General features: G+C 68.4%; 21 protein-coding genes and 1 pseudogene. 11 read left to right on the top strand and 11 right to left on the bottom strand.

The features are described from left to right. Both A5624_RS21630 and A5624_RS21625 read left to right on the top strand, forming a co-directional pair. A pseudogene (locus tag A5624_RS21630) lies at positions 1-759 on the top strand (hypothetical protein); the annotation flags it as partial. Positions 760-872: 113 nt separating this feature from the next. Then, on the top strand, positions 873-2,987 hold the full coding sequence (locus tag A5624_RS21625) for an NAD-dependent epimerase/dehydratase family protein (protein ID WP_066870788.1): 2,115 nt from the start codon (positions 873-875) through the stop codon (positions 2,985-2,987). Positions 2,988-3,000: 13 nt separating this feature from the next. Here A5624_RS21625 and A5624_RS21620 read toward each other — a convergent pair whose 3' ends face one another. From A5624_RS21620 to A5624_RS21590, 7 genes are all read right to left on the bottom strand, one after another. Continuing rightward, the gene (locus A5624_RS21620; protein ID WP_066870786.1) at positions 3,001-3,726 is read right to left on the bottom strand and encodes a DUF72 domain-containing protein; all 726 of its coding nucleotides are present in this window, start codon (positions 3,724-3,726) and stop codon (positions 3,001-3,003) included. A 7-nt stretch (positions 3,727-3,733) separates the two neighbouring features. Beyond that, entirely contained in the window at positions 3,734-4,360 is a 627-nt protein-coding gene (locus tag A5624_RS21615) for an endonuclease (protein WP_066870784.1), read from the bottom strand. A 41-nt stretch (positions 4,361-4,401) separates the two neighbouring features. Next, positions 4,402-4,734 (bottom strand): TfoX/Sxy family protein, encoded by a 333-nt coding sequence (locus A5624_RS21610; RefSeq protein WP_066870783.1) that lies wholly within the window; start codon positions 4,732-4,734, stop codon positions 4,402-4,404. Positions 4,735-4,741: 7 nt separating this feature from the next. Continuing rightward, a complete protein-coding gene (locus tag A5624_RS21605; protein WP_066870781.1) occupies positions 4,742-5,131 on the bottom strand; it encodes a nitroreductase family deazaflavin-dependent oxidoreductase in 390 nt (129 codons plus the stop codon). 65 nt (positions 5,132-5,196) lie between these two features. Then, entirely contained in the window at positions 5,197-5,547 is a 351-nt protein-coding gene (locus tag A5624_RS21600; RefSeq protein ID WP_066870779.1) for a hypothetical protein, read from the bottom strand. A 230-nt stretch (positions 5,548-5,777) separates the two neighbouring features. After that, positions 5,778-8,099 (bottom strand): endopeptidase La, encoded by a 2,322-nt coding sequence (lon, locus tag A5624_RS21595; protein ID WP_066870797.1) that lies wholly within the window; start codon positions 8,097-8,099, stop codon positions 5,778-5,780. A 93-nt stretch (positions 8,100-8,192) separates the two neighbouring features. Continuing rightward, on the bottom strand, positions 8,193-9,434 hold the full coding sequence (locus tag A5624_RS21590; protein ID WP_066870776.1) for an alpha-hydroxy acid oxidase: 1,242 nt from the start codon (positions 9,432-9,434) through the stop codon (positions 8,193-8,195). A gap of 18 nt (positions 9,435-9,452) precedes the next feature. Here A5624_RS21590 and A5624_RS21585 point away from each other — a divergent pair, with 18 nt between their 5' ends. Next, positions 9,453-9,890, top strand: coding sequence for a DUF1810 domain-containing protein (locus A5624_RS21585; RefSeq protein WP_066870773.1), 438 nt, complete (start codon positions 9,453-9,455; stop codon positions 9,888-9,890). A gap of 23 nt (positions 9,891-9,913) precedes the next feature. Here the strand turns inward: A5624_RS21585 and A5624_RS21580 are convergent, their stop codons facing one another. The 3 genes from A5624_RS21580 to A5624_RS21570 are packed head-to-tail and all read right to left on the bottom strand — an operon-like array spanning position 9,914 to position 12,420. After that, positions 9,914-11,245 carry an alpha-amylase family protein gene (locus A5624_RS21580; RefSeq protein WP_082990628.1) on the bottom strand — a complete coding sequence of 444 codons (1,332 nt, stop codon included), beginning with the start codon at positions 11,243-11,245 and terminating at the stop codon, positions 9,914-9,916. Between the two features lie 10 nt (positions 11,246-11,255). Then, positions 11,256-11,792, bottom strand: coding sequence for an alkyl hydroperoxide reductase (locus A5624_RS21575; protein ID WP_066870770.1), 537 nt, complete (start codon positions 11,790-11,792; stop codon positions 11,256-11,258). Positions 11,793-11,832: 40 nt separating this feature from the next. Beyond that, complete coding sequence (locus A5624_RS21570; RefSeq protein ID WP_066870766.1) at positions 11,833-12,420, bottom strand: peroxiredoxin; 588 nt, start codon at positions 12,418-12,420, stop codon at positions 11,833-11,835. Positions 12,421-12,521: 101 nt separating this feature from the next. Here A5624_RS21570 and A5624_RS21565 point away from each other — a divergent pair, with 101 nt between their 5' ends. Genes A5624_RS21565 through A5624_RS21550 form a run of 4 tightly spaced genes read left to right on the top strand, consistent with a single transcriptional unit; the run spans position 12,522 to position 15,415 of the window. Then, positions 12,522-13,457 carry a hydrogen peroxide-inducible genes activator gene (locus tag A5624_RS21565; RefSeq protein ID WP_066870763.1) on the top strand — a complete coding sequence of 312 codons (936 nt, stop codon included), beginning with the start codon at positions 12,522-12,524 and terminating at the stop codon, positions 13,455-13,457. 35 nt (positions 13,458-13,492) lie between these two features. After that, positions 13,493-14,194, top strand: a complete 702-nt coding sequence (locus A5624_RS21560) for an EthD domain-containing protein (RefSeq protein WP_066870761.1) — start codon at positions 13,493-13,495, stop codon at positions 14,192-14,194. A 9-nt stretch (positions 14,195-14,203) separates the two neighbouring features. Beyond that, a complete protein-coding gene (locus tag A5624_RS21555) occupies positions 14,204-14,647 on the top strand; it encodes a TIGR03618 family F420-dependent PPOX class oxidoreductase (RefSeq protein ID WP_066870758.1) in 444 nt (147 codons plus the stop codon). 18 nt (positions 14,648-14,665) lie between these two features. Beyond that, the gene (locus A5624_RS21550) at positions 14,666-15,415 is read left to right on the top strand and encodes an enoyl-CoA hydratase/isomerase family protein (protein ID WP_066870755.1); all 750 of its coding nucleotides are present in this window, start codon (positions 14,666-14,668) and stop codon (positions 15,413-15,415) included. Positions 15,416-15,435: 20 nt separating this feature from the next. Here A5624_RS21550 and A5624_RS21545 read toward each other — a convergent pair whose 3' ends face one another. Then, positions 15,436-15,621, bottom strand: a complete 186-nt coding sequence (locus A5624_RS21545) for a bacterioferritin-associated ferredoxin (RefSeq protein WP_066870751.1) — start codon at positions 15,619-15,621, stop codon at positions 15,436-15,438. 339 nt (positions 15,622-15,960) lie between these two features. On the opposite strand from A5624_RS21545, the gene bfr reads away from it, so the two are divergent. The 4 genes from bfr to A5624_RS21525 all read left to right on the top strand — a co-directional run bounded on the left by bfr (position 15,961) and on the right by A5624_RS21525 (position 20,090). Then, positions 15,961-16,440: a bacterioferritin gene (gene bfr / locus A5624_RS21540; protein ID WP_066870748.1), complete on the top strand. Its 480-nt coding sequence runs from the start codon at positions 15,961-15,963 to the stop codon at positions 16,438-16,440. A gap of 36 nt (positions 16,441-16,476) precedes the next feature. Beyond that, positions 16,477-18,546 carry an MDR family MFS transporter gene (locus A5624_RS21535; protein ID WP_066870746.1) on the top strand — a complete coding sequence of 690 codons (2,070 nt, stop codon included), beginning with the start codon at positions 16,477-16,479 and terminating at the stop codon, positions 18,544-18,546. Between the two features lie 65 nt (positions 18,547-18,611). Continuing rightward, complete coding sequence (locus A5624_RS21530) at positions 18,612-19,106, top strand: carboxymuconolactone decarboxylase family protein (protein WP_066870794.1); 495 nt, start codon at positions 18,612-18,614, stop codon at positions 19,104-19,106. 102 nt (positions 19,107-19,208) lie between these two features. Further along, positions 19,209-20,090 (top strand): TIGR03854 family LLM class F420-dependent oxidoreductase, encoded by an 882-nt coding sequence (locus A5624_RS21525; protein ID WP_066870743.1) that lies wholly within the window; start codon positions 19,209-19,211, stop codon positions 20,088-20,090. The last annotated feature ends 34 nt before the right edge of the window (positions 20,091-20,124 follow it).

Here is a 20,124-nt window from a genome sequence, read left to right as displayed (position 1 = left end):
ATGGTCGACCAGGGCGCGGCGCTGGTCCTGACCTCCGCCGGGGAGGCGACACGGCTCAAGATTCCGGCCGAGCGGTGGGTTTACCCGCACGCGGGCACCGACGCCCATGACACGCCGTCGGTCGCCGAACGTCACGAACTGCACCGCTCGACCGCGATCCGGATCGCCGGCGCGCGGGCGCTCGAGCTGGCCGGCGTGGGTGTCGACGACATCGACTACGTCGACCTGTACTCCTGCTTCCCCTCCGCGGTTCAGGTGGCGGCGGCCGAGCTCGGGCTGAGCGTCGACGATCCCGCCCGCCCGCTGACGGTGACCGGCGGTCTGACGTTCGCGGGCGGGCCATGGAGCAACTACGTGATGCATTCGATCGCCACCATGGCGGAGTTGCTGGTGGCCAATCCGGGCCGGCGCGGCCTGATCACCGCCAACGGTGGCTACCTGACCAAACACAGCTTCGGCGTGTACAGCACCGAGCCACCGGCCGAATTCCGTTGGGAAGACACGCAACCCGCCGTCGATCGGGAGCCGACGACCGACGCGGCGGTCGGGTGGGAAGGCGTCGGCACCGTGGAGGCCTGGACGACCCCCTTCGACCGCGAGGGGCGTCCCGAGAAGGCTTTTCTGGCCGTCCGGACGCCCGACGGGGCGCGTGCGCTGGCCGTGGTCACCGATCCCGCCGCGGCGCAGGAGTCGGTGCGGGAGGACATCGGTGGCGCCAAGGCCGCCGTCGCCGCGGACGGCAGCGCGACGCTGCAATAGCCCGGCCGGCAACATCACACCAGGTCGGCCGAACCGTTACCGGACCAACGGTCGCGTAGCCCACGCCTACTTGCCTATTGTTGAATGCTGAGGGTTGGGGGAGGTGAGCCCAGGTGCACATCCTGGTTACCGACGCCACCGGCGCACTCGGGCGGCTGGTCGCTGGGCAGCTGATCGCTGCCGGGCACACGGTCACCGGCATTGCTGAACTGCCCCATGCATGCCTGGACCGCAACGTCGAGTTTGTTTGCGCGTCGCTGCGCGATCGGGTCCTACGGGACCTGACCGAGGAGGCCGACGCGGTGATCCACCTGGCCCCCATCGACCCGACCGCCCCGGGCAGCGCGGACATTGACGGCCTCGCACGGGTGACCGATGCCGCCGCCCGCGCCGGGTCCCGGCTGCTGTTCGTGTCGCAGGCCGCCGGCCGGCCCGAGCTGTACCGGCCGGCCGAGGACCTGGTCTCGTCGAGTTGGGGCCCCACCGTCGTGGTCCGGATCGCGCCACCGGTCGGTCGCCAGCTCGACTGGATGGTGTGCCGCACCGTGGCCACCCTGCTGCGCGCCAAGGTCTCGACCCAACCGATGCGGGTGCTTCATCTCGACGACCTGATGCGCTTTCTGGTGTCGGTGCTCGACACCGACCGCACCGGTGTGGTGGACCTCGCCAGCCCGGACACCGTCAACCTGGTCACCGCCTGGCGGGTGCTGCGTGCCGCCGACCCGCGGTCCCGGCTGCATCGGGTGCGTAGCTGGTCGCAACTGGTCCCCGAGATGGATGTTTTTGCCGCACAAGAAGATTGGTCGTTCCAGTTCGGCTGGCACGCGCTTGACGCGGTCGCCGACACCGCGCGCGGACTCGTCGGTCGCCGAGTCGACACCGCGGGCGCGATCAATCACGGCGGGCGGCTCGCGCTCCCGGTCGAGGTGCTGGCCCACTCCCGACGGCCTTCCGAAAACGCCCGCAGTGCGGCACCGGAAGGCATCGAGGGCGAATTCGACGACCAGATCGATCCGAGGTTTCCCGTCTTCAGTGCGTCCCCCCTCAACGAGGCGCTGCCCGGACCGCTCACCCCGATCACGCTTGACGTCCAACTGAGTGGATTGCGCACGGCGAGCAGGGTATTGGGCCAGGCGCTCGCGCTCGGCGGCGCGGTGGACGAGGAATGGGCCAGCCGGGCCGTCGCGGTGTTCGGCCATCGTCCCTACATCGGGGTCTCGGTCAACATGGTCGCCGCCGCTCAGCTGCCCGGCTGGGATCAGGAGGCGCTCGCCCGTGACGCCCTGGTCGGCCAGCCCCACATCGGGGATCCGCTGCCGTTCGGTGAGCCGGCCCTGGTAGGCGGCGCCCTGGGCTCGCTGGCCAAGGCCGTCGCGGCGGGTCGATCGGTGGCGCTGCTGCGCCACCTGCGGTCCGACACCCGCGCCTACGGCGCCGCCGCGGCCGCGGAACACCTCGACACCGGCCAACTGGCGCTGCTACCGGAGGCCGCACTGGAAGTTCGGCTGCGGCTGCTGCGCGATCGCATCCATCAAGGGTGGATCCTCAACGCGCTGTGGCTGATCGACGCCGGAGTCGGCGCCGCGACACCGGTGCGCGGCCAGGCGGGGCGCAGTGTGTCCGGGGTGGGCATGATCGCCGACAGCCATCTCGTCGACGCCGAGATCGCCGAGTTGGCGGCGGCGCTGCGAGCCGACCCGCCGTTGCGCGCGCTGGCCGCCGACGGCAACCTCGCCAGCATCCGCGCGCTGTCACCCAAGACGGCTGCCGCCGTCGACGACGCCGTCGCGCGAATCGGGCACCGCGGGCCGGGGGAGGCCGAGTTGGCCGCCACGACATTCGCCGACGATCCCACCATGTTGCTGATCGCCGCGGCCACCTGCGAACAGCCGCCGACGCCGCAGCAACGGCCGGCGCGCGCCGCCCGTGGTTCTCGGGAGCTGGCCTACGACACCACGATGCGGTTCACGCACGAACTCCGAATGACGTTGCGCGCCTTGGGTTCGCTGCGGGTCGAGGCGGACCTCATCGACGATGTCGAGGACATGTACTACCTGACCTGCAACGAACTGGTCACCCTGCCCGGTGATGCGCGGTTGCGGATCAAACGCCGCCGCACCGAACGCGAACGGCTGCAGGCGCAATGCCCACCCGAGGTCATCGACGGGGCGTGGACGCCGGTGCCGCGCGGCGCTGACGGCTCGGACCCCGAGCGCACCGCGGGCTAGTCGCTGGGGTGCGTCAACCCAGAAGCTCGCGCAGTGCCAGCGCGTTGCGGACCGCGTGGCCGCCCAGGTCGTTGTTGAAGTACATCCACACTTCGCGTCCCTCGCCGTCCCAGCCTGCGATTCGCTCGGCCCAGCGCCGTAGGTCGTCATCGGAGTAGGAGCCGGCATAGTTGGCTTCCGGATCCGGGCCGTGCATCCGGATGTACACCAAATCGGTCGTGGCACGCGGGATGCACTCCAGCCCGAGGCCACTCATCACCACATAGGCGGCGCGGCGGCGTTCCAGCAACTCGAACACCGCGGGGTCATTCCACGAGGGGTGGCGCAATTCGACGGCGACGCGGATCGATTCGGGCATCAGTGCCAGGAACGTATCCAGGCGCGCGTCGTCGCGCTGTTGCTCGGGGTGCAACTGCGCGAGCAGCACCCCGTGCCGATCTCCCAGCAGGCGCCAACAACGTTCGAATCGTTCGATCCACGGTTCGGGTGAGGCCAGCCGGCGGTAGTGGGTCAATCCGCGATGCGCCTTGACGGACATGGTGAAACCCTCCGGCAGCTGGCGGCGCCAGCCCGTGAAGGTCGAATCCTGCGGCCACCGGTAGAAACTGGCGTTCAGCTCGACGGTGTCGAACACCTCGACGTAGCGGGCGAGGCGGCGCCCCGACGGCGTTCCCGTCGGATACAACACATTCGCCCAGTGGTTGTAGGACCACCCTGAGGTACCGATGCGTATGGTCACGGGCCGCTCAGCCGGTCACCCGCTGACGCACATCGTCGTCCAGCGACGCCCTGACCAGCGCGGCGGCCAGCCTCGCATTGGCGTGCGGCGCAAGGGATCCCAGCTTCGCCGGCGCGGCGGGCAGACCCAATTGCTTGGCGGTGCCGGTGGCCCGGTCATCGAAATACGGGCGCACCCAGGTCCACACGTCTTGAACTTCGCGCAGGTAGATGTCGGCGCCGGTGTCGCCGATTCCCTTGAACTGCTTGAGCATCCGTTTGGCCGCTGCGGCATCATGCCGGCTGCGATCGGCCAGACGGCGCAGATCGCCGGAGTAGTCGTCGCGAACCCGGTCGGCCATATCCGCCAGCCGGGTCGCCGAGCTCTCGTCGTAGCGCACGTAGTGGGCACGCCCGAACGCCTCGATCATGGTGTGCCGGTCGGCCGCCTGCACGGCTTTTAGTGTGCGCAGGCCGGCTTTGAACAGCTCACGCGCGGCGGCCGTGGCGATGCCGGCGTCGATCGGCTTGCTGGCAAGCATGCACAGGACCAGCAGCTGAAACAGCGGCATCGGCTTGTCGCTCAGCTTGATACGCGCCTGCGCCGCATAGGTCGTGCCGGCAACGTCAAGAAGTCGTCGCACCCGCTTGTCCATACGCACCCGCGTACCCGCGCCCCGCGCGAGCAAACCGCACGCTACTTGGGCGGCAGGGTGCGCGCGTAGCCGACCCCACGGTTCACCCACCCCTGCAGCTGCCGCTTGGTCCGCACCCCGGCGGCCTCGACACGCAGCCAGCCGCGCACCTCTCGGCCGCCCATCACCATGGGGTGGACGTGCGCACGCCGCAGCAGCGATTCGAACTCGGCGGAGGACGCGCGTACCAGCAGTCCGCCCTGCCCGCTCACGGCGACCGACATGTTGCCGTCGACCAGGAACGCCAGGCCGCCGAACATGCGCTTCTCCTCGACGCCGGACTCCGATCCCAACAGTTCGCGGATCCGGTTGGCCAGGTCTTCGTCGTAGGCCATGAACCCTTCAGTCCAGATCGACGCGGATGGTGAGCAGGTCGCTGCCCATCAGGCGCACCATCGCGCTGTTCATCCGCGGCAGCTCGCCCAGCCGCCGCACGGCATCGTCGTCGGGCAGCAGGTGCGCGGTCCCGCTGCGCCACCGCCCGCCAACCCGCACGCGCACAGCCGGATTCGCTTTGATGTTGCGAACATAGTCGGAGTGCTCGCCGTGTTCGGCGACCATCCAGAACCGGTTGTCCACGACGCGGCCACCCACCGCGGTCCGGCGCGGTTGCCCGCTCTTGCGCCCGGTGGTTTCCAGCATGGTCGTCGGCAGCTGCCGGCCCACCGGGTTGACGAGCAGCCGCTGAACCCGATGGACCACTTGCCGTTTCAGTGTCGCGAAGTCGCTCATGCCGTCGATTCTGCCGCAAACGAGAACAGCCGCCACATGCGCGGCGGCTGTCTCGTTATGCGGTTTTACGTGGCGTAGGCCACGAATTGGCCGCCGGGCAGGAACACGCCCCACTGGTTGAAGTCCGGGTTGAATACCACCGGGTAGTCGCCCGGTTGGCCCGGCGGAGTCCAGCGAGCCGGGTACCCGTAACCGATCGGGTCGTTGAAGTGCCCCGGCGGCGGGAATCCGCGCTGCCCCGGCGGAAGCGGGGTGCCCGGGCCGTTGCAGTTGGCGCCGGGGCCGCCGACGCAACCCGGCACCGGCGGATTCGGCCCATGCGGGTCGGCCTGCGCCAACCCGGCGCCGATTCCGAGCGCACCGGACGTCAAAGCACCCGCGATCGCGGCGCTAGCAGCAATTCTGTTCAACCTCATGATGAACTCCTTATCCGGCCGGTCGACCGCCTACGGCGGCGTCACGGCAGTGATCTGTTGTTCGTCCACCCGCGCCGTTTGACGTCGGGTTAGAGGTCATTCCCCCCTCGGCTGGTCTTCCCTCTGCGCTGACAGATACCCGGCCCCGGGGGAAGCCAAAACTTCTTGCCTTGCCCGGGGCCATGGCGTCGTCACTAGCTCGACACGGGGTCAACACCGCCTAGACAGCGTCATGCGGCCACGGTGGCGGCCTGCGCCGCCGGCTCCAGGGCCTGCGCAACGATCTCGGCGACATCGGTCATGGGCCGCACGTCCAGCACCTCGAGCACCTCGGCGGGCACGTCGTCCAGATCGGGCTCGTTGCGCGCCGGAATGAAAACCGTTGACAGACCGGCACGTTGGGCCGCCAGCAGCTTCTGCTTCACCCCGCCGATGGGCAGCACCCGACCGTTCAGCGTGACCTCACCGGTCATGCCGACGTCGGAACGGACCTGACGCCCGGTCGCCATCGAGACCAGGGCGGTCACCATGGTGACACCGGCCGACGGGCCGTCCTTGGGCACCGCACCCGCGGGGACGTGGACGTGGATGCGCCGGTTCAGCGCCGCGGGCTCGACACCGAGCGCGTCGGCGTGGGAGCGCACGTAGGACAGCGCGATCTGCGCCGACTCCTTCATCACGTCGCCCAGCTGGCCGGTCAACTGCAAACCCGGTTCCCCGTCGGTGGCGCCGGCCTCGATGTAGAGCACGTCACCACCCAGGCCGGTCACGGCCAGGCCGGTGGCCACCCCGGGCACCGCCGTGCGTTCGGCCGATTCCGGCGTGAATCGCGGGCGGCCAAGGTAGCCAACCAGATCCGGCTCGTCGATGGTCAACGGCTCCGGGTTGGCGGCCAGCTTGGTGGTGGCCTTGCGCAGCGCCTTGGCCAACAGCCGCTCGAACTGGCGCACGCCGGGCTCGCGGGTGTAATCCGCCGCGATCTTGCGCAACGCCGCGTCGGTCACCGCGACCTCGTCCTCGGTCAGCGCCGCGCGCTGGCGCTGCCGGGGCAGCAGGTAGTCACGCGCGATGGCGACCTTGTCGTCCTCGGTGTAGCCGTCGATCGCAACCAGCTCCATGCGGTCCAGCAGGGCGGACGGAATGTTCTCGATCACGTTGGCGGTGGCCAGGAACACCACGTCGGACAGGTCCAGGTCCAAATCCAGGTAGTGGTCGCGGAAGGTGTGGTTCTGCGCGGGGTCGAGCACCTCGAGCAGCGCCGCGCTCGGGTCACCGCGAAAGTCGGCACCGACCTTGTCGATTTCGTCCAGCAACACAACGGGATTCATCGATCCCGCCTCACCGATCGCACGCACGATCCGGCCCGGCAACGCTCCCACATAGGTGCGCCGGTGCCCGCGGATCTCGGCCTCGTCGCGCACGCCGCCCAGGGCGACGCGGACGAACTTGCGGCCCAAAGCCCTGGCCACGCTCTCGCCCAGCGACGTCTTGCCGACCCCGGGGGGACCGGCCAGCACCATCACTGCACCGGAGCCGCGCCCGCCGACGACCTGGAGCCCACGCTGGGCGCGGCGCGCCCGCACGGCCAGGTACTCGACGATGCGGTCCTTGACGTCGTCCAGCCCGTGGTGGTCGGCGTCCAGGATTTCCCGGGCCGCCTCCAGGTCCGTGGAGTCCTCGGTCCGGACGTTCCACGGCAGGTCCAGGACGGTGTCCAGCCAGGTGCGGATCCAGCCGCTTTCCGGGCTCTGGTCGCTGGACCGTTCCAGCTTGCCGACCTCGCGCAGCGCGGCCTCACGCACCTGCTCGGGCAGCTCGGCGGCCTCGACGCGGGCACGGTAGTCATCCGAGCCGTCCGGTTCGCCCTCGCCCAGTTCCTTGCGGATGGCGGCCAGCTGTTGGCGCAGCAGGAACTCCTTCTGCGTCTTCTCCATGCCCTCGCGCACGTCCTCGGCGATCTTGTCGTTGACCTCGACCTCGGCCAAATGCGAGCTGGTCCAGTCGATCAGCACCCGCAGCCGCTCGGTGACGTCGACGGTCTCGAGCAGTTGCCGTTTCTGCGCGTTGGTCAGGTACGAGGCGTAGCCGGAGGTATCGGCCAGCGCCGACGGGTCGGTCAGCCTGTTGACGTAATCGATGATCTCCCACGCTTCGCGGCGTTGCAGCATGGCCAGCAGCAGCTTCTTGTACTCCGCCGTGAGCGCCTTGATCTCGTCGGTCGTCTCGCCGTCGGGGACCTCGGTCACCTCGACCCACAGGGCCGCACCGGGCCCGGACGCTCCCGCCCCGATCTGCGCCCTGCGCTCACCGCGCACCACCGCGGCGGTGCCACCGCCGGCGATGCGCCCGACCTGCAGGATTTTCGCGATCACGCCGTGCGAGGGGTAACGGTCGTCCAGTCGGGGGGCGATCAGCAGCTGTCCCGATTCGCTCGCCGCAGCGGCATCGATCGCCGCTCGGGCGGCGTCGTCCAGCGCGATCGGCACCACCATTCCGGGCAACACGATGGTGTCAGTGACAAACAGCACCGGCACCGACTTGGCTTCAGCCATCAAATCCTCCAAAAGTTGAGTCTGATGCGCTTAACCCAGCCGGGCGCCGGTTTGTTCCCGGGGACCCCGGCCGTTGCGGGTGTGCGGCCGGCGTCACACCGGCGGCAACGGGCCCAGCCGTCGCAGTTGCGTAACGTGCTGGGGGGAGAGCTCCTCGAGGCAGGTGACGCCGAGCAGCGCCATGGTCCGCACAATCCCGCTGCGGAGGATGTCGATCGCGCGGCTCACCCCCGCCTCACCGCCGGCCATCAGGCCGTACAGGTAGGCGCGCCCGACCAGCGTGCAGCGGGCCCCCAGCGCGATCGCGGCGACGATGTCGGCGCCGGCCATGATGCCGGTGTCCACCAGGATCTCGGTGTGTTGCCCAAGCTCCCGCGCGACGGTGGGCAGCAGGTGAAAGGGCACGGGGGCCCGGTCCAGTTGGCGCCCACCATGATTCGACAAGACGATGCCGTCGACGCCGCGGTCGACGACGGCGCGCGCGTCCTCGAGTGTCTGAATCCCTTTCACGACGAGCTTGCCGGGCCATTGCGCCTTGATCCACTCCAGATCGTCGAAGGTGAGGCTGGGATCGAACATCGTGCTCAGATACTCGGCGACGGTGCCGGGCCAGCGATCGAGCGAGGCAAACGCCAGCGGCTCGGTGGTCAGCAGATCGAACCACCATTTCGGGTGCGGCACGGCATCGAGCACGGTGCGCAGCGTCAGTGTCGGCGGAATCGTCATGCCGTTGCGGTTATCCCGTAGCCGGGCACCGGAGACCGGGACGTCGACGGTGGCCAGCAGCGTGTCGAAGCCCGCGTCGGCGGCGCGCCGCACCAGGGCCATGGAGCGCTCGCGATCGCGCCACATGTAGAGCTGGAACCACTTTCGGCCCTGCGGGACGGCGGTGACGAGATCCTCGATCGCACAGGTACCCAAGGTGGACAGCGAAAACGGGATCCCGGCGTCGGCCGCCGCTTGCGCTCCGGCGATCTCGCCCTCGGTGTGCATCAAGCGGGTGAATCCGGTGGGGGCGATCCCGAACGGCAACACGACCGGCTGCCCCAGCACATTCCAGCCGGTGGTGACCTGGGAGACGTCACGCAGAATCGTCGGATGAAACTCGATGTCGCGGAACGCTTGTCGTGCGCGTTGGATGGACAGTTCGTCGTCGGCGGCCCCGTCGGTGTAGTCGAACGCCGCCCTCGGGGTGCGGCGCTTGGCGATGGCTCGCAGGTCCTCGATGGTGTACGCGGCGTCGAGGCGGCGCCTGGTCGCGTTGAGCCGGGGCCGCTTGAACTGCATCAGCGGCGCGAGGTCGCGCACCTTGGGCACTCGTCGTCGGACTGCCATGTGTGCAACCGTAGTCAAATGGACTCGACAGGCGACCCGTTCGATCTCAATCGCTTTGTGGACGCGCAGGAGCCGGTGTACCGCGACGTCATCGCCGAGTTGCGCGCCGGGCGAAAACGCAGTCACTGGATGTGGTTCGTCTTCCCGCAGCTGCGCGGGCTGGGCGGCAGCGCCATGGCGGCACGGTTCGGCATCGCCTCGCTCGACGAAGCCGACGCCTATCTGCGCCGTGAGCTGCTGGGGCCACGGTTGCGCGAGTGTTCCCGGCTGGTCGCCGCGGTGCAGGGGCGATCCATCGGTCAGATTCTCGGCTCGCCGGACGACCTCAAACTGCGCTCCTCGATGACGCTGTTCGCCCACGCGACCGAGGACAACGCCGACTTCGTCGCGGTGCTGGACAAGTATTACGACGGCCGCCAGGACCGGCTGACCTTGGAGCGGCTGACCGGGCCCTAGGCGACGCCGTGAAAAGCCGGGCCCTAGACCGGGCGCAGGATCCGCCAGCCGTGGGGCTCGACGGCAACGGTGTCGACGACCTCCTGCGGTGGGGCGGCCGATCCGCCGATCACCTCGGCGCGAGCGGTGCCCAGCTTCGGCAGCGTCACCCGCAGCGGCTCGTCGTCGATGTTGAGCGCCACCAGCAGGGCATCGTCGCCGTGGCGCGTCTCGTACACGTAGCGCCGGTTTTCCAGCAGCCGGGCGGTGGTGGTCGCCGCATGTAACCACGGGTAGCGGCGTCGCAGGCCGACCAGGTATTGGTGCAGCCGCCAGGTTTCGACGCCGAAGTCGTCGAGTTGCAGTGGGGGAGAGCCGAACTCGGGGCGAACCGCGTCGTCACCGCCGAAGCGTTCCTCCTTGACCCCCCGGAATCCCAGTTCGTCGCCGGCGTAGACGCTGGGCACCCCGCCGACCGTCAGCAACAGCACCAGCGCGTGGGCGACGTGTTCGGGACTTTCCAGCCGGCTGGCGATGCGGGTGACGTCGTGGTTGCCGATGAACGTCAGCGGCGCGAAGCAGGTCAGAAACTCGTTGTGGCGCTGCAGCGCCCAGTCCAGCTCGAAGAAATTGCCGTCGTTGAGGCCGCTCCAGATCGCCTTCCACAGCTCGTATTGCGTGGCCGAGTCGAAGGTGGCGGCCTCCACGACCGCGGCGTAGTCGCCGTGGATGAGCTCCCCGACGAACCAGGCGTCCGGGTAGCGCTCCCGCACCCGCGGCAGCGTCGAGGCCCAGAAGTGTTGCGGCACGGCATAAGCCGCGTCGAGTCGCCAGCCGTCGGCGCCGCGACCCAGCCAGTGCGCCATGACGTCGACGGCGTAGTCGGCCACCTCGGGGTTGTCGTGGTTGAGGGTGATCAGTCCCTCGTGGCCTTCGAAGGTGTGAAATCGGCCGGGCCGTCCGCGAAACCAGCGTGCGGCCGCGTCGTCGTCGGCGGCGGCCTCGCGGTAGCGCGCGAAATCCTGGCCGACGTGATTGAACACCCCGTCGAGCAGTACCCGCAGTCCGCGGCGATGAGCCTCGGCGATCAGGTGGTCGAAGTCGTCGTCATCGCCCAGCCGGGGGTCGATGCGGTAGTGGTCGGTGGTGTCGTAACCGTGTGTGCGCGAGGCGAAGACGGGTCCCAGCGCGAGGCCGGAAGCCCCGAGTTCGATGGCGTGGTCCAGCCAGTCGACGAGCCGCCGCAACCGGTGCTCCTCCGGTTGCGGCGGCTCGTCTGCCTGCGGTGCGGGAAACGCTCCCACGAACCCCAGGGGATAGACCTGCCACCAGATCGCGTGCTGGACCCAGGCGGGTCCGGTCACGGTTCTGGTCACGACGGCGCGATCAGCCGACGGTGGCCAGCGTCTGGGAGGCGATGATCGCTTGTGCCACGCCGGAAATGATCGCCGCGGCCTTCAACGCCTCCTGGATGGTTTCCCGGCTGACGCCGGCCTCGCGCAGCGTGTGCTCATGAGCGGCCACGCAGTCCGGGCATCCGTTGATCGACGACACCGCAAACGACCACAGCTCGAAGTTCGCCTTCTCCACGCCCGGGTTGGCGATGATGTTCATCCGCAACCCCGCGCGCAGATCGTCGTACTTGCCGTCCAGGAAGCCCCGGCCACGGTAGAACACGTTGTTCATGCCCATGATCGATGCGGCTCCCAGCGCCGCGTTGTAGGCCTCGGCGGACAGGATGTCGGCCGCCTCGGCCCCGATCTCGGCGAGCACCTGGGTGTTGCGCGTCGCCGCGGCGCTGGCCAGCAGGGTGCCCCACAGCTGCTCCTCGTTGAGCTCGGTCGTGCGAGTGATTGAGCCCAGGTTGAGCTTGAGGTCCTTGGCGTACTCCGGTAGCGCTTCTTTGAGGTTTTCTACGCTCATCTCGCCTCCTTCTCCGAACCTTATGCGATCCAGGCCGGGATCAGGCCGACTGCTTGAGCAGCTCGGTGGCGTCCAGCGTCGGGTCACCCTTGCGCCAGTTGCAGGCGCACAGCTCGTCGGACTGCAGTGCGTCCAGGACGCGCAGCACCTCTTCGACGTTACGACCCACCGAACCCGCGGTCACCGAGACGAACTGGATCTCGTTGTTCGGGTCGACGATGAAGGTCGCCCGGTCGGCCACGCCGTCGGCGTTGAGCACACCGGTGGCCAGGCTCAGCTCCCGCTTGATGTCCGCGAGCATCGGGAACGGCAGCTTCTTCAGGTCCTCGTGCTGGGCCCGCCAGTTGAAGTGCACGAACTCGCTGTCGATCGAGACACCCAGCACCTGCGCGTCGCGGTCGGCGAATTCGTCGTTGAGCTTGCCGAACGCGGCAATCTCGGTCGGGCATACGAAGGTGAAGTCCTTCGGCCAGAAGAACACCACGCGCCACTTGCCGGCGTGGTCCTCGTTGGTGATGGTGGTGAAGTAGTCCCCAGGCTGCTTGGCGTCGACCTTGGACAGATCGCCCGCGATCAACGCAGTGAGCTCGTAGGCGGGGAACTGGTCGCCGATGGTCAGCAGAGGCATATCGCTCCTTATCTGGAATTACTCAAGATTAGATGTTCTCCACCATGTTGCCGCGTAGCCTTATTGAAGTAAAGGTGATATTTCCCACTAGACTCATAGGCATGACCGATAAGACTTATCAGCCCACTATCGCCGGCCTGCGCGCGTTCGTGGCGATCGCCGAGAAGCGGCAATTCAGCAGTGCCGCAACGGATCTCGGCGTCAGCCAGTCGACGTTGTCGCAGGCGCTGGCGGCGCTGGAGGCGGGCCTGGGCACCCAGCTGGTCGAGCGGTCGACGCGGCGTGTCTTCTTGACAACGCAGGGCACGGAACTGCTCCCGCGCGCCCAGGCGGTCGTCGAGGCCGCCGACGCGTTCAGCGCCGCCGCGGCCGGGTCCACCGACCCGCTGCAGACCGGCGTGCGGCTGGGGCTGATACCGACGGTGGCGCCCTATGTGCTGCCGACCGTGCTGGCCGGCGTCGCCGAGCGGCTGCCGGGCCTGACGTTGCGGGTGACCGAAGACCAGACCGAACGGCTGTTGGCGGTGCTGCGTGAGGGCGCACTGGATGCGGCCCTGATCGCCCTGCCCGCCGAGGGTGCCGGTGTCACCGCGATCCCGATCTACGACGAGGATTTCGTCCTCGCCCTACCGCCCGGCCATCCGCTGGCTGGCAAGCGCCGGGTTCCGGCGACCGCCCTGGCCGACCTGCCGCTGCTGTTGCTGGACGAAGGCCACTGCCTGCGTGATCAAGCACTCGACGTCTGTCACAAGGCGGGGGTGCGGGCAGAGCTGGCCAATACCCGGGCGGCCTCCCTGGCGACCGCGGTGCAATGCGTGACCGGCGGCCTGGGCGTCACGCTCATTCCACAGAGCGCGGTGCCGGTCGAGGCCTCGCGCAGCCGCCTGGGCCTGGCGCAGTTCGCCGCACCTCGCCCGGGGCGGCGGATCGGCTTGGTCTACCGGTCATCGAGCGGGCGCGACGAGTCCTATCGCCGGCTGGCCGAGCTGATCGGCACAGTGATCAGCAGCCAGCACCAGGTGCGGCTGGTGAAGTAGGCCTACCCGGTGCCCGCCCCGGGTAGGTTCTGCCTATGGAAAAGGTGATCGCGGTGCTCAGGCGGGCCGAGCCGGATGACGCGTGGTGTGCCCGGCAACGGGGTCACGTCGCCGACGCGCTGCTGGAACTGGGCGTCGCCGGGCTGCAGATGAATGTTCGGGACAGCACCGTGCGCCACTCGCTGATGACGCTGACCACCCTGGACCCGCCGGTCGCGGCGGTGGTGAGCATGTGGACCCAGCAGTGCTACGGCGAGCAGATGACGGCGGCGTTCAAATTCCTCGCCCAGGAATGTGAACAGCTCGCCGCGTATCTGGTGACCGAATCCGTCCCGCTGATGGCTCCAACCGTCGAATCCGGCGCTCGCACACCGGGTTTGGCCAACGTCGCGCTGCTGCGCCGGCCCGCCGACATGGACCAGGCGACCTGGCTGACGCGGTGGCAGGGTCACCACACCTCGGTGGCGATCGAAACGCAGTCGACGTTCGGCTACACCCAGAACTGGGTGGTGCGGGCGCTGACCCCGGACGCGCCGGGAATCTCCGGCATCGTCGAGGAGTTGTTCCCGATCGAGGCCATCACCGACCTCCACGCTTTCTTCGGAGCCGCCGATGACGACGACCTACAGGACCGGATCGGGCGAATGGTCGCCAGCACCAGCGCCTTTGGCGCCAACGAGAACATCGACACGGTGCCGACGAGCCGGTACGTCTTCGCCAGCCCGTTCAACGGATGAGGGGCTCTCATGACGACACTGCGCGACGCGGTCGCCTTGGCCGCGACGGAAAGCGGCCTGGCGGTGGTGTCGACCGTCCGCGCTGACGCGACGGTCCAGGCTTCGCTGGTGAACGTGGGGCTGCTGACGCACCCCGCGGACGGCCAGCCAGTTCTCGGCTTCACCACCTACGGCAAGGTCAAGCTGGCCAACCTGCGGGCCCGACCGCAGCTGGCCGTCACCTTTCGCAACGGCTGGCGGTGGGCGACGGTCGAGGGCCGCGCCGAGCTGGCCGGCCCGGCCGACAGCCGGCCCTGGCTCACGGACGCCGATCAGTTGCGGCTGCTGCTTCGCGACGTGTTCACCGCCGCGGGCGGCACGCACGACGACTGGGACGAGTACGACAGGGTGATGGCCGCCGAGGGTCGCGCCGTGGTGTTGATCGCGCCAACCCGCGTCTACAGCAACGGCTAGCCTGGTTAGGCTGCTGGCGTGACGCTGCAGATCGACGACGACAAACGGGTACGTACCCTCACACTGAACCGGCCCGAGGCGCTCAACGCGTTCAACGAAGCCCTCTACGACGCCACTGCCGAGGCGTTGCTGGCCGCCGCCGACGATCCCGAAGTCGCGGTCGTGCTGCTGACCGGCGCGGGCCGTGGTTTCAGCGCCGGTACCGATCTGGCCGAAATGCAGGCACGCATCACCGACCCGGACTTCACCCCGGGCAAGCATGGCTTCATCGGACTGATCAGCGCGCTCAGCGCTTTTCCCAAGCCGCTGATCTGCGCGGTGAACGGCGTCGGCGTGGGCATCGGCGCCACCATCCTCGGCTACGCCGATCTGGCGTTCATGTCGTCGACCGCCCGCCTGAAGTGCCCGTTCACCAGCCTGGGCGTGGCGCCCGAAGCGGCATCGTCATACCTGCTGCCCCAGCTGGTGGGCCGGCAGAACGCGGCCTGGCTGCTGATGTCGTCGGAATGGGTCGCCGCCGACGAGGCCCTGCGGATGGGACTGGTCTGGCGGGTCTGCGAACCCGACGAGCTGCTGACGCAGGCCCGTCAGCACGCGGAAATCCTTGCCTCCCGGCCGATCTCGAGCTTGATGGCCGTCAAGCACACCATGATGGAGCCCGTCCGGCCCGAGATTGTGGCGGCCACCGCCCGCGAGAACGCCCACTTCGCCGAGCTCATGGGCGCACAGGCCAACGCCGCGGCGCTGGCCGCGTTCAACAAAAGTTGAAGCACAAACGCTGACGGCGGCTAGGCCGACTGGGCCGTCTGCAGCTTGGCCGAGGCGGCGAGGATGGCCCGCAGGGTGCGCCGGCAGCGGCCGCAGTCACCACCGGCCCCACAGGCGGCGGCGATCTCTTTGGAGGTCGATGCGCCCTGCGCGACGACGTCGCACACGGTCTGGTTGGTGGCCCCAACACAGAGGCACACGTACATCAGCGCACCTCCCGCATTTCGGCGTCCCCTTCGTCGAAAGCCCGGTCCAGCGTCTGCGAATCGTCCCGGCCGCCGGCGTTCCGAGTCATCAGGCACCGGGGCGATGGGGCCGAATTCATACGCCGCATATTAGTGGAGTCTAACCTAAGTTCGTTAGCCGAGTCTAACCTAACCAAGGGGTGACTTACCCCACTCGGGGACCCACTGAGCGCAGCCAAACCTTGCTGGAACATTCCCGGCGGCCGTGGCAAAGTGCTGCTACAGCCCAGGTTTGTGCGCTCCAGCCCAGCGTGCCCGCCGCGGCCACATACGACAGCCGCTCACACCATAGGAGTGACAATGCAAGGGGATCCGGAAGTTTTGCGTCTGCTCAACGAGCAGCTGACCAGCGAGCTCACCGCGATCAACCAATACTTCCTGCACTCCAAGATGCAGGACAACTGGGGTTTCACCGAGTTAGCTGGGCACACCCGGGCCGAGTCCTTCGACGAGATGCGACACGCCGAGGCGATCACCGACCGCATTCTTCTGCTCGACGGCTTGCCGAACTACCAGCGCCTCTTCTCGCTGCGCATCGGTCAGACGCTGCGTGAGCAGTTCGAGGCCGACCTGGCCATCGAGTACGAGGTGATGGAGCGGCTCAAGCCGGCGATCATCCTGTGCCGCGAAAAGCAGGACTCCACCACCGCGACGCTGTTCGAGAACATCGTGGCGGACGAGGAAAAGCACATCGACTACCTCGAGACCCAACTCGAGTTGATGGACAAGCTCGGTGTGGAGTTGTACTCGGCGCAGTGCGTGTCGCGCCCACCCAGCTGACCCGGCCGGCGGCGAAATAGGTAACGTCGCCCAGGTATGACGAGCCCAAGGGCAGCGACCCAAACTCGCCCGGCTTCCGGTGCCGCATCCAGCGGCGAGCTGATCAGCCCGCAACGACGCAATCTGATCTTCATCGCGATCGTGCTCGGCATGCTGCTCGCGGCGCTGGACCAGACCATCGTCGCGACGGCGCTGCCGACCATCGTCGCCAACCTGGGCGATGCCGGGCATCAGTCCTGGGTGGTCACCAGCTATCTGCTCGCATCGACCATCGTCACGGCGCTGGTGGGTAAGCTCGGCGACGTCTTCGGCCGCAAACGCGTATTCCAAACGGCCATAGTCTTTTTCGTCATCGGCTCAATACTGTGCGGACTGGCCCAGTCGATGGCAATGCTGGTGGGTGCGCGCGCGCTGCAAGGGATCGGCGGTGGCGCCATCACCGTCACGGCCAGCGCGCTGATCGGCGAGGTCGTCCCCCTGCGCGAGCGGGGCCGATATCAGGGCATCCTCGGGGCGGTCTTCGGCGTCACCACGGTCATCGGCCCGCTGCTCGGCGGCTACTTCACCGACTACCTGACCTGGCGCTGGGCGTTCTGGGTCAACGTGCCGATCTCGGTCGTGGTCGTCTTCGTTGCCGCAGCGGCGATTCCCGCCCTGACCGCGTCCGCCAAGCCCGTCATCGACTACGCCGGCATCACGTTCGTGGGCCTGGGCGCCGCGGGCCTGACGCTGGCCACCAGCTGGGGCGGCACCCTCTACCCGTGGGGATCACCGACCATCATCGGTCTGTTCGTCGGCGCTGCGATAGCGCTCGGCGTGTTCGTGATGGTGGAACGGCGCGCGGCCGAACCCATCTTGCCGATTCGGTTGTTCGGGAGCCCGGTGTTCACCGTCTGCTGCGTGCTGTCCTTCGTGGTGGGCTTCGCCATGCTGGGCGCGATGACCTTCCTGCCGACTTATATGCAGTACGTCAACGGGGTTTCGGCGACCACCTCGGGCCTGCGCACCCTGCCCATGGTGCTCGGCATGCTGGTCACCTCGACAGGCAGCGGTACCATCGTCGGCCGGACCGGGCGCTACAAGGTCTTTCCGGTGGCCGGCACCGCGCTGATGGCGTTGGCCTTCCTGCTGATGTCGCGCATGCAGCCGTCCACCTCCGCCCTGATCCAGTCGCTTTACCTGGTGATCCTCGGCGCCGGCATCGGATTGTCCATGCAGGTGCTGATCCTCATCGTGCAGAACACGTCGAATTTCGAAGACCTCGGCGTCGCCACCTCGGGTGTGACGTTTTTCCGGACCATCGGAAGTTCGTTCGGCGCGGCCATTTTCGGCTCGCTGTTCGTGAACTTCCTCAACGGCCGCATCGGTGCGGCCCTGGCGGCCAGCGGCGCACCGCCCAGCGCGGTCAGTTCACCCGGGGCTTTGCACCGGCAACCGCACGACGTGGCCGCCCCGATCGTGGCGGCCTACGCCGAGTCGCTCACCCAGGTCTTCTTCTGGGCGGCGCCGGTCGCCCTGGTCGGATTCGTGCTGGCGCTGTTCTTGCGCGAGATCCCGCTGCGCGACATCCACGACAGCACAATCGATCTCGGCGACGCGTTCGGCATGCCGACCACCGAGACGCCCGACCAGATGCTGGAGAACGCGATCGCGCGGATGCTGCGCGGCGAGACCGGCATGCGGCTGCGCAGCATCGCCATGCGACCCGATTGCCGGCTCGACGTCGCCGGACTGTGGGGGGTCTTGCGGATCAATCGCTACACCGAGATGTACGGGACCGCCCGGCTCACCGACATGGCCGACTACCTCCGGATACCGTTCGAGGTGCTCGAGCCCACCTTCGCCCGCCTGGTCTCCGGGGGTTACGCGCAGCGCGACGGCGAGCGGATGTGGCTCACCCCGGCCGGGGGACAACAGGTCGCATACGTGCACTCGCTGCTGTTGGCCTGGCTGGTCGACAAGCTCGCCCGGTCACCGGGATTCGAGGGTCGCCCGGACCGCCGCGCGGTGGAGGCGGCGCTGGACCGCGTCGCGCATCGTGTGCTGGCCCAACGGGATTGGCATGAGGAACAGCCGACCGTGGCAATCCCGTCGGCCGCTCGCTAACCGGTGCCGATACGCATTCGCCGACATCCCCAACCCGGGTGATGACGCGGGCGTACCATCACGCCATGAGCCGAATCGGAACTTTTGCTGACGACGACCTGGCCGGCTGGTTTGTGAAGTCCCCGGACATCGGCGGCGCGCTCGGCGGCTTCAGCCAGGCGGTGTACACCAAGAACCGGTTGCCGATCCGCACCCGCGAACTGGCCCGCGCCGTGATCGCCCACCGCAACGAATGCGTCGTCTGCGTCAACACCCGCGATGAAGACGGACCGGCGGCGGGTGTGGACGAGGAGCTCTATGACCACGTCCACGAGTGGCGCACCTGGCCCGGCTACAGCGAACAGGAGCGGCTGGCCGCCGAGTTCGCCGACCGCTTCGCCACCGAGCACACCGCGCTGCGCGACGACGAAGACTTCTGGAGCCGGTGCGCCGCACACTTCTCCGACGAACTGCTGGCCGACCTGGCACTGTCCTGCGCGCTGTGGGTCGGCATGGGCCGAGTGCTGCGGACCCTCGACATCGGCCAAGCCTGCAAGCTGACCATCCCCAGCCGCGGCTAGTTTTCGTGTTGCCCGGCCATCCGGCGATGGCGCGCGCCGCGGGCACAAAAGACGCGCCGCCGATGTTGCGGTGTGGGTGAGGGAGCTCGGAGGGAGGCGGCGGTGAAGATTCGCTTCGGCGTCGGCCTGGGTGCCGATACCACGCCGGATCAACTGGCCGCCATCGTGGATCACCTCGAGGCGAACGGGGTGGACTCGCTGTGGTTTTCCGAACTGGTGTACTCCCCGGCGGTCGATCCGATGGTCGGCATGGCGTACGCGCTGTCCCGGACGACCCGGTTGAAGGTGGGGACCTCGGTGGCCGTGCTTCCGGGCCGGCATCCGGTGCTGGTGGCAAAGCAGTTGGCGTCGCTGGCGGCCGTCGCGCCCAAACGGGTTCTTCCCGTGTTCGGCTTGCGTTCGGCGATACCGGCCGAACGCGAGGTCTTCGTGGTCCCCGACGGCGAGCGCGCGGCGGTGTTCGACGAGTCGCTGCGGCTGTTGCGCGCGGCGCTGGTGGAGGATTCGACGACGTTCACCGGCCAATATTTCAGCGTCACCGACGTGGCCGTCGCACCGAAACCATTACCGCCGCTTGATATTTGGGTGGGCGGCTCGCCGCCGGCCGCGTTTCGGCGCATCGGCGCGCTCGGCGACGGCTGGCTGGGCAGTTTCCTCACCCCCGCCGAGGCGCGGGCCGGGCGCGAGGCGATCGAGCGAGCCGCCGCGCACGCCGGCCGCAGCATCGAGCCAGACCACTTCGGCATCTCCCTGGCCGTAGCCGACGGGGAATTGCCCGTGGAGTTGGCCGCGGCCGTGCACCGGCGTCGCCCGGACCGGGACCCCGGCGAGCTCGTCGCCGCCGGGTGGGATCGGCTGCACCGGCAGCTGGACGCCTACCTCGAGGCGGGCCTGACGAAATTCGTCATCCGGCCGGTGGGCAAGGCACCCGGGGACGGTTTCCTCGATCGCTTCGTCACCGAACTCGTCGGCCGGCAGAACTGAGCGTGCGGTGACGCCGTTAGCCGTCCGGGTCGGT

The sequence above is a fragment of the Mycobacterium sp. 1482292.6 genome, assembly GCF_001672995.1.
In the GTDB taxonomy this organism is placed as follows: domain Bacteria; phylum Actinomycetota; class Actinomycetes; order Mycobacteriales; family Mycobacteriaceae; genus Mycobacterium; species Mycobacterium europaeum_A.
This window is presented reverse-complemented; position numbering and strand designations above follow the sequence as displayed.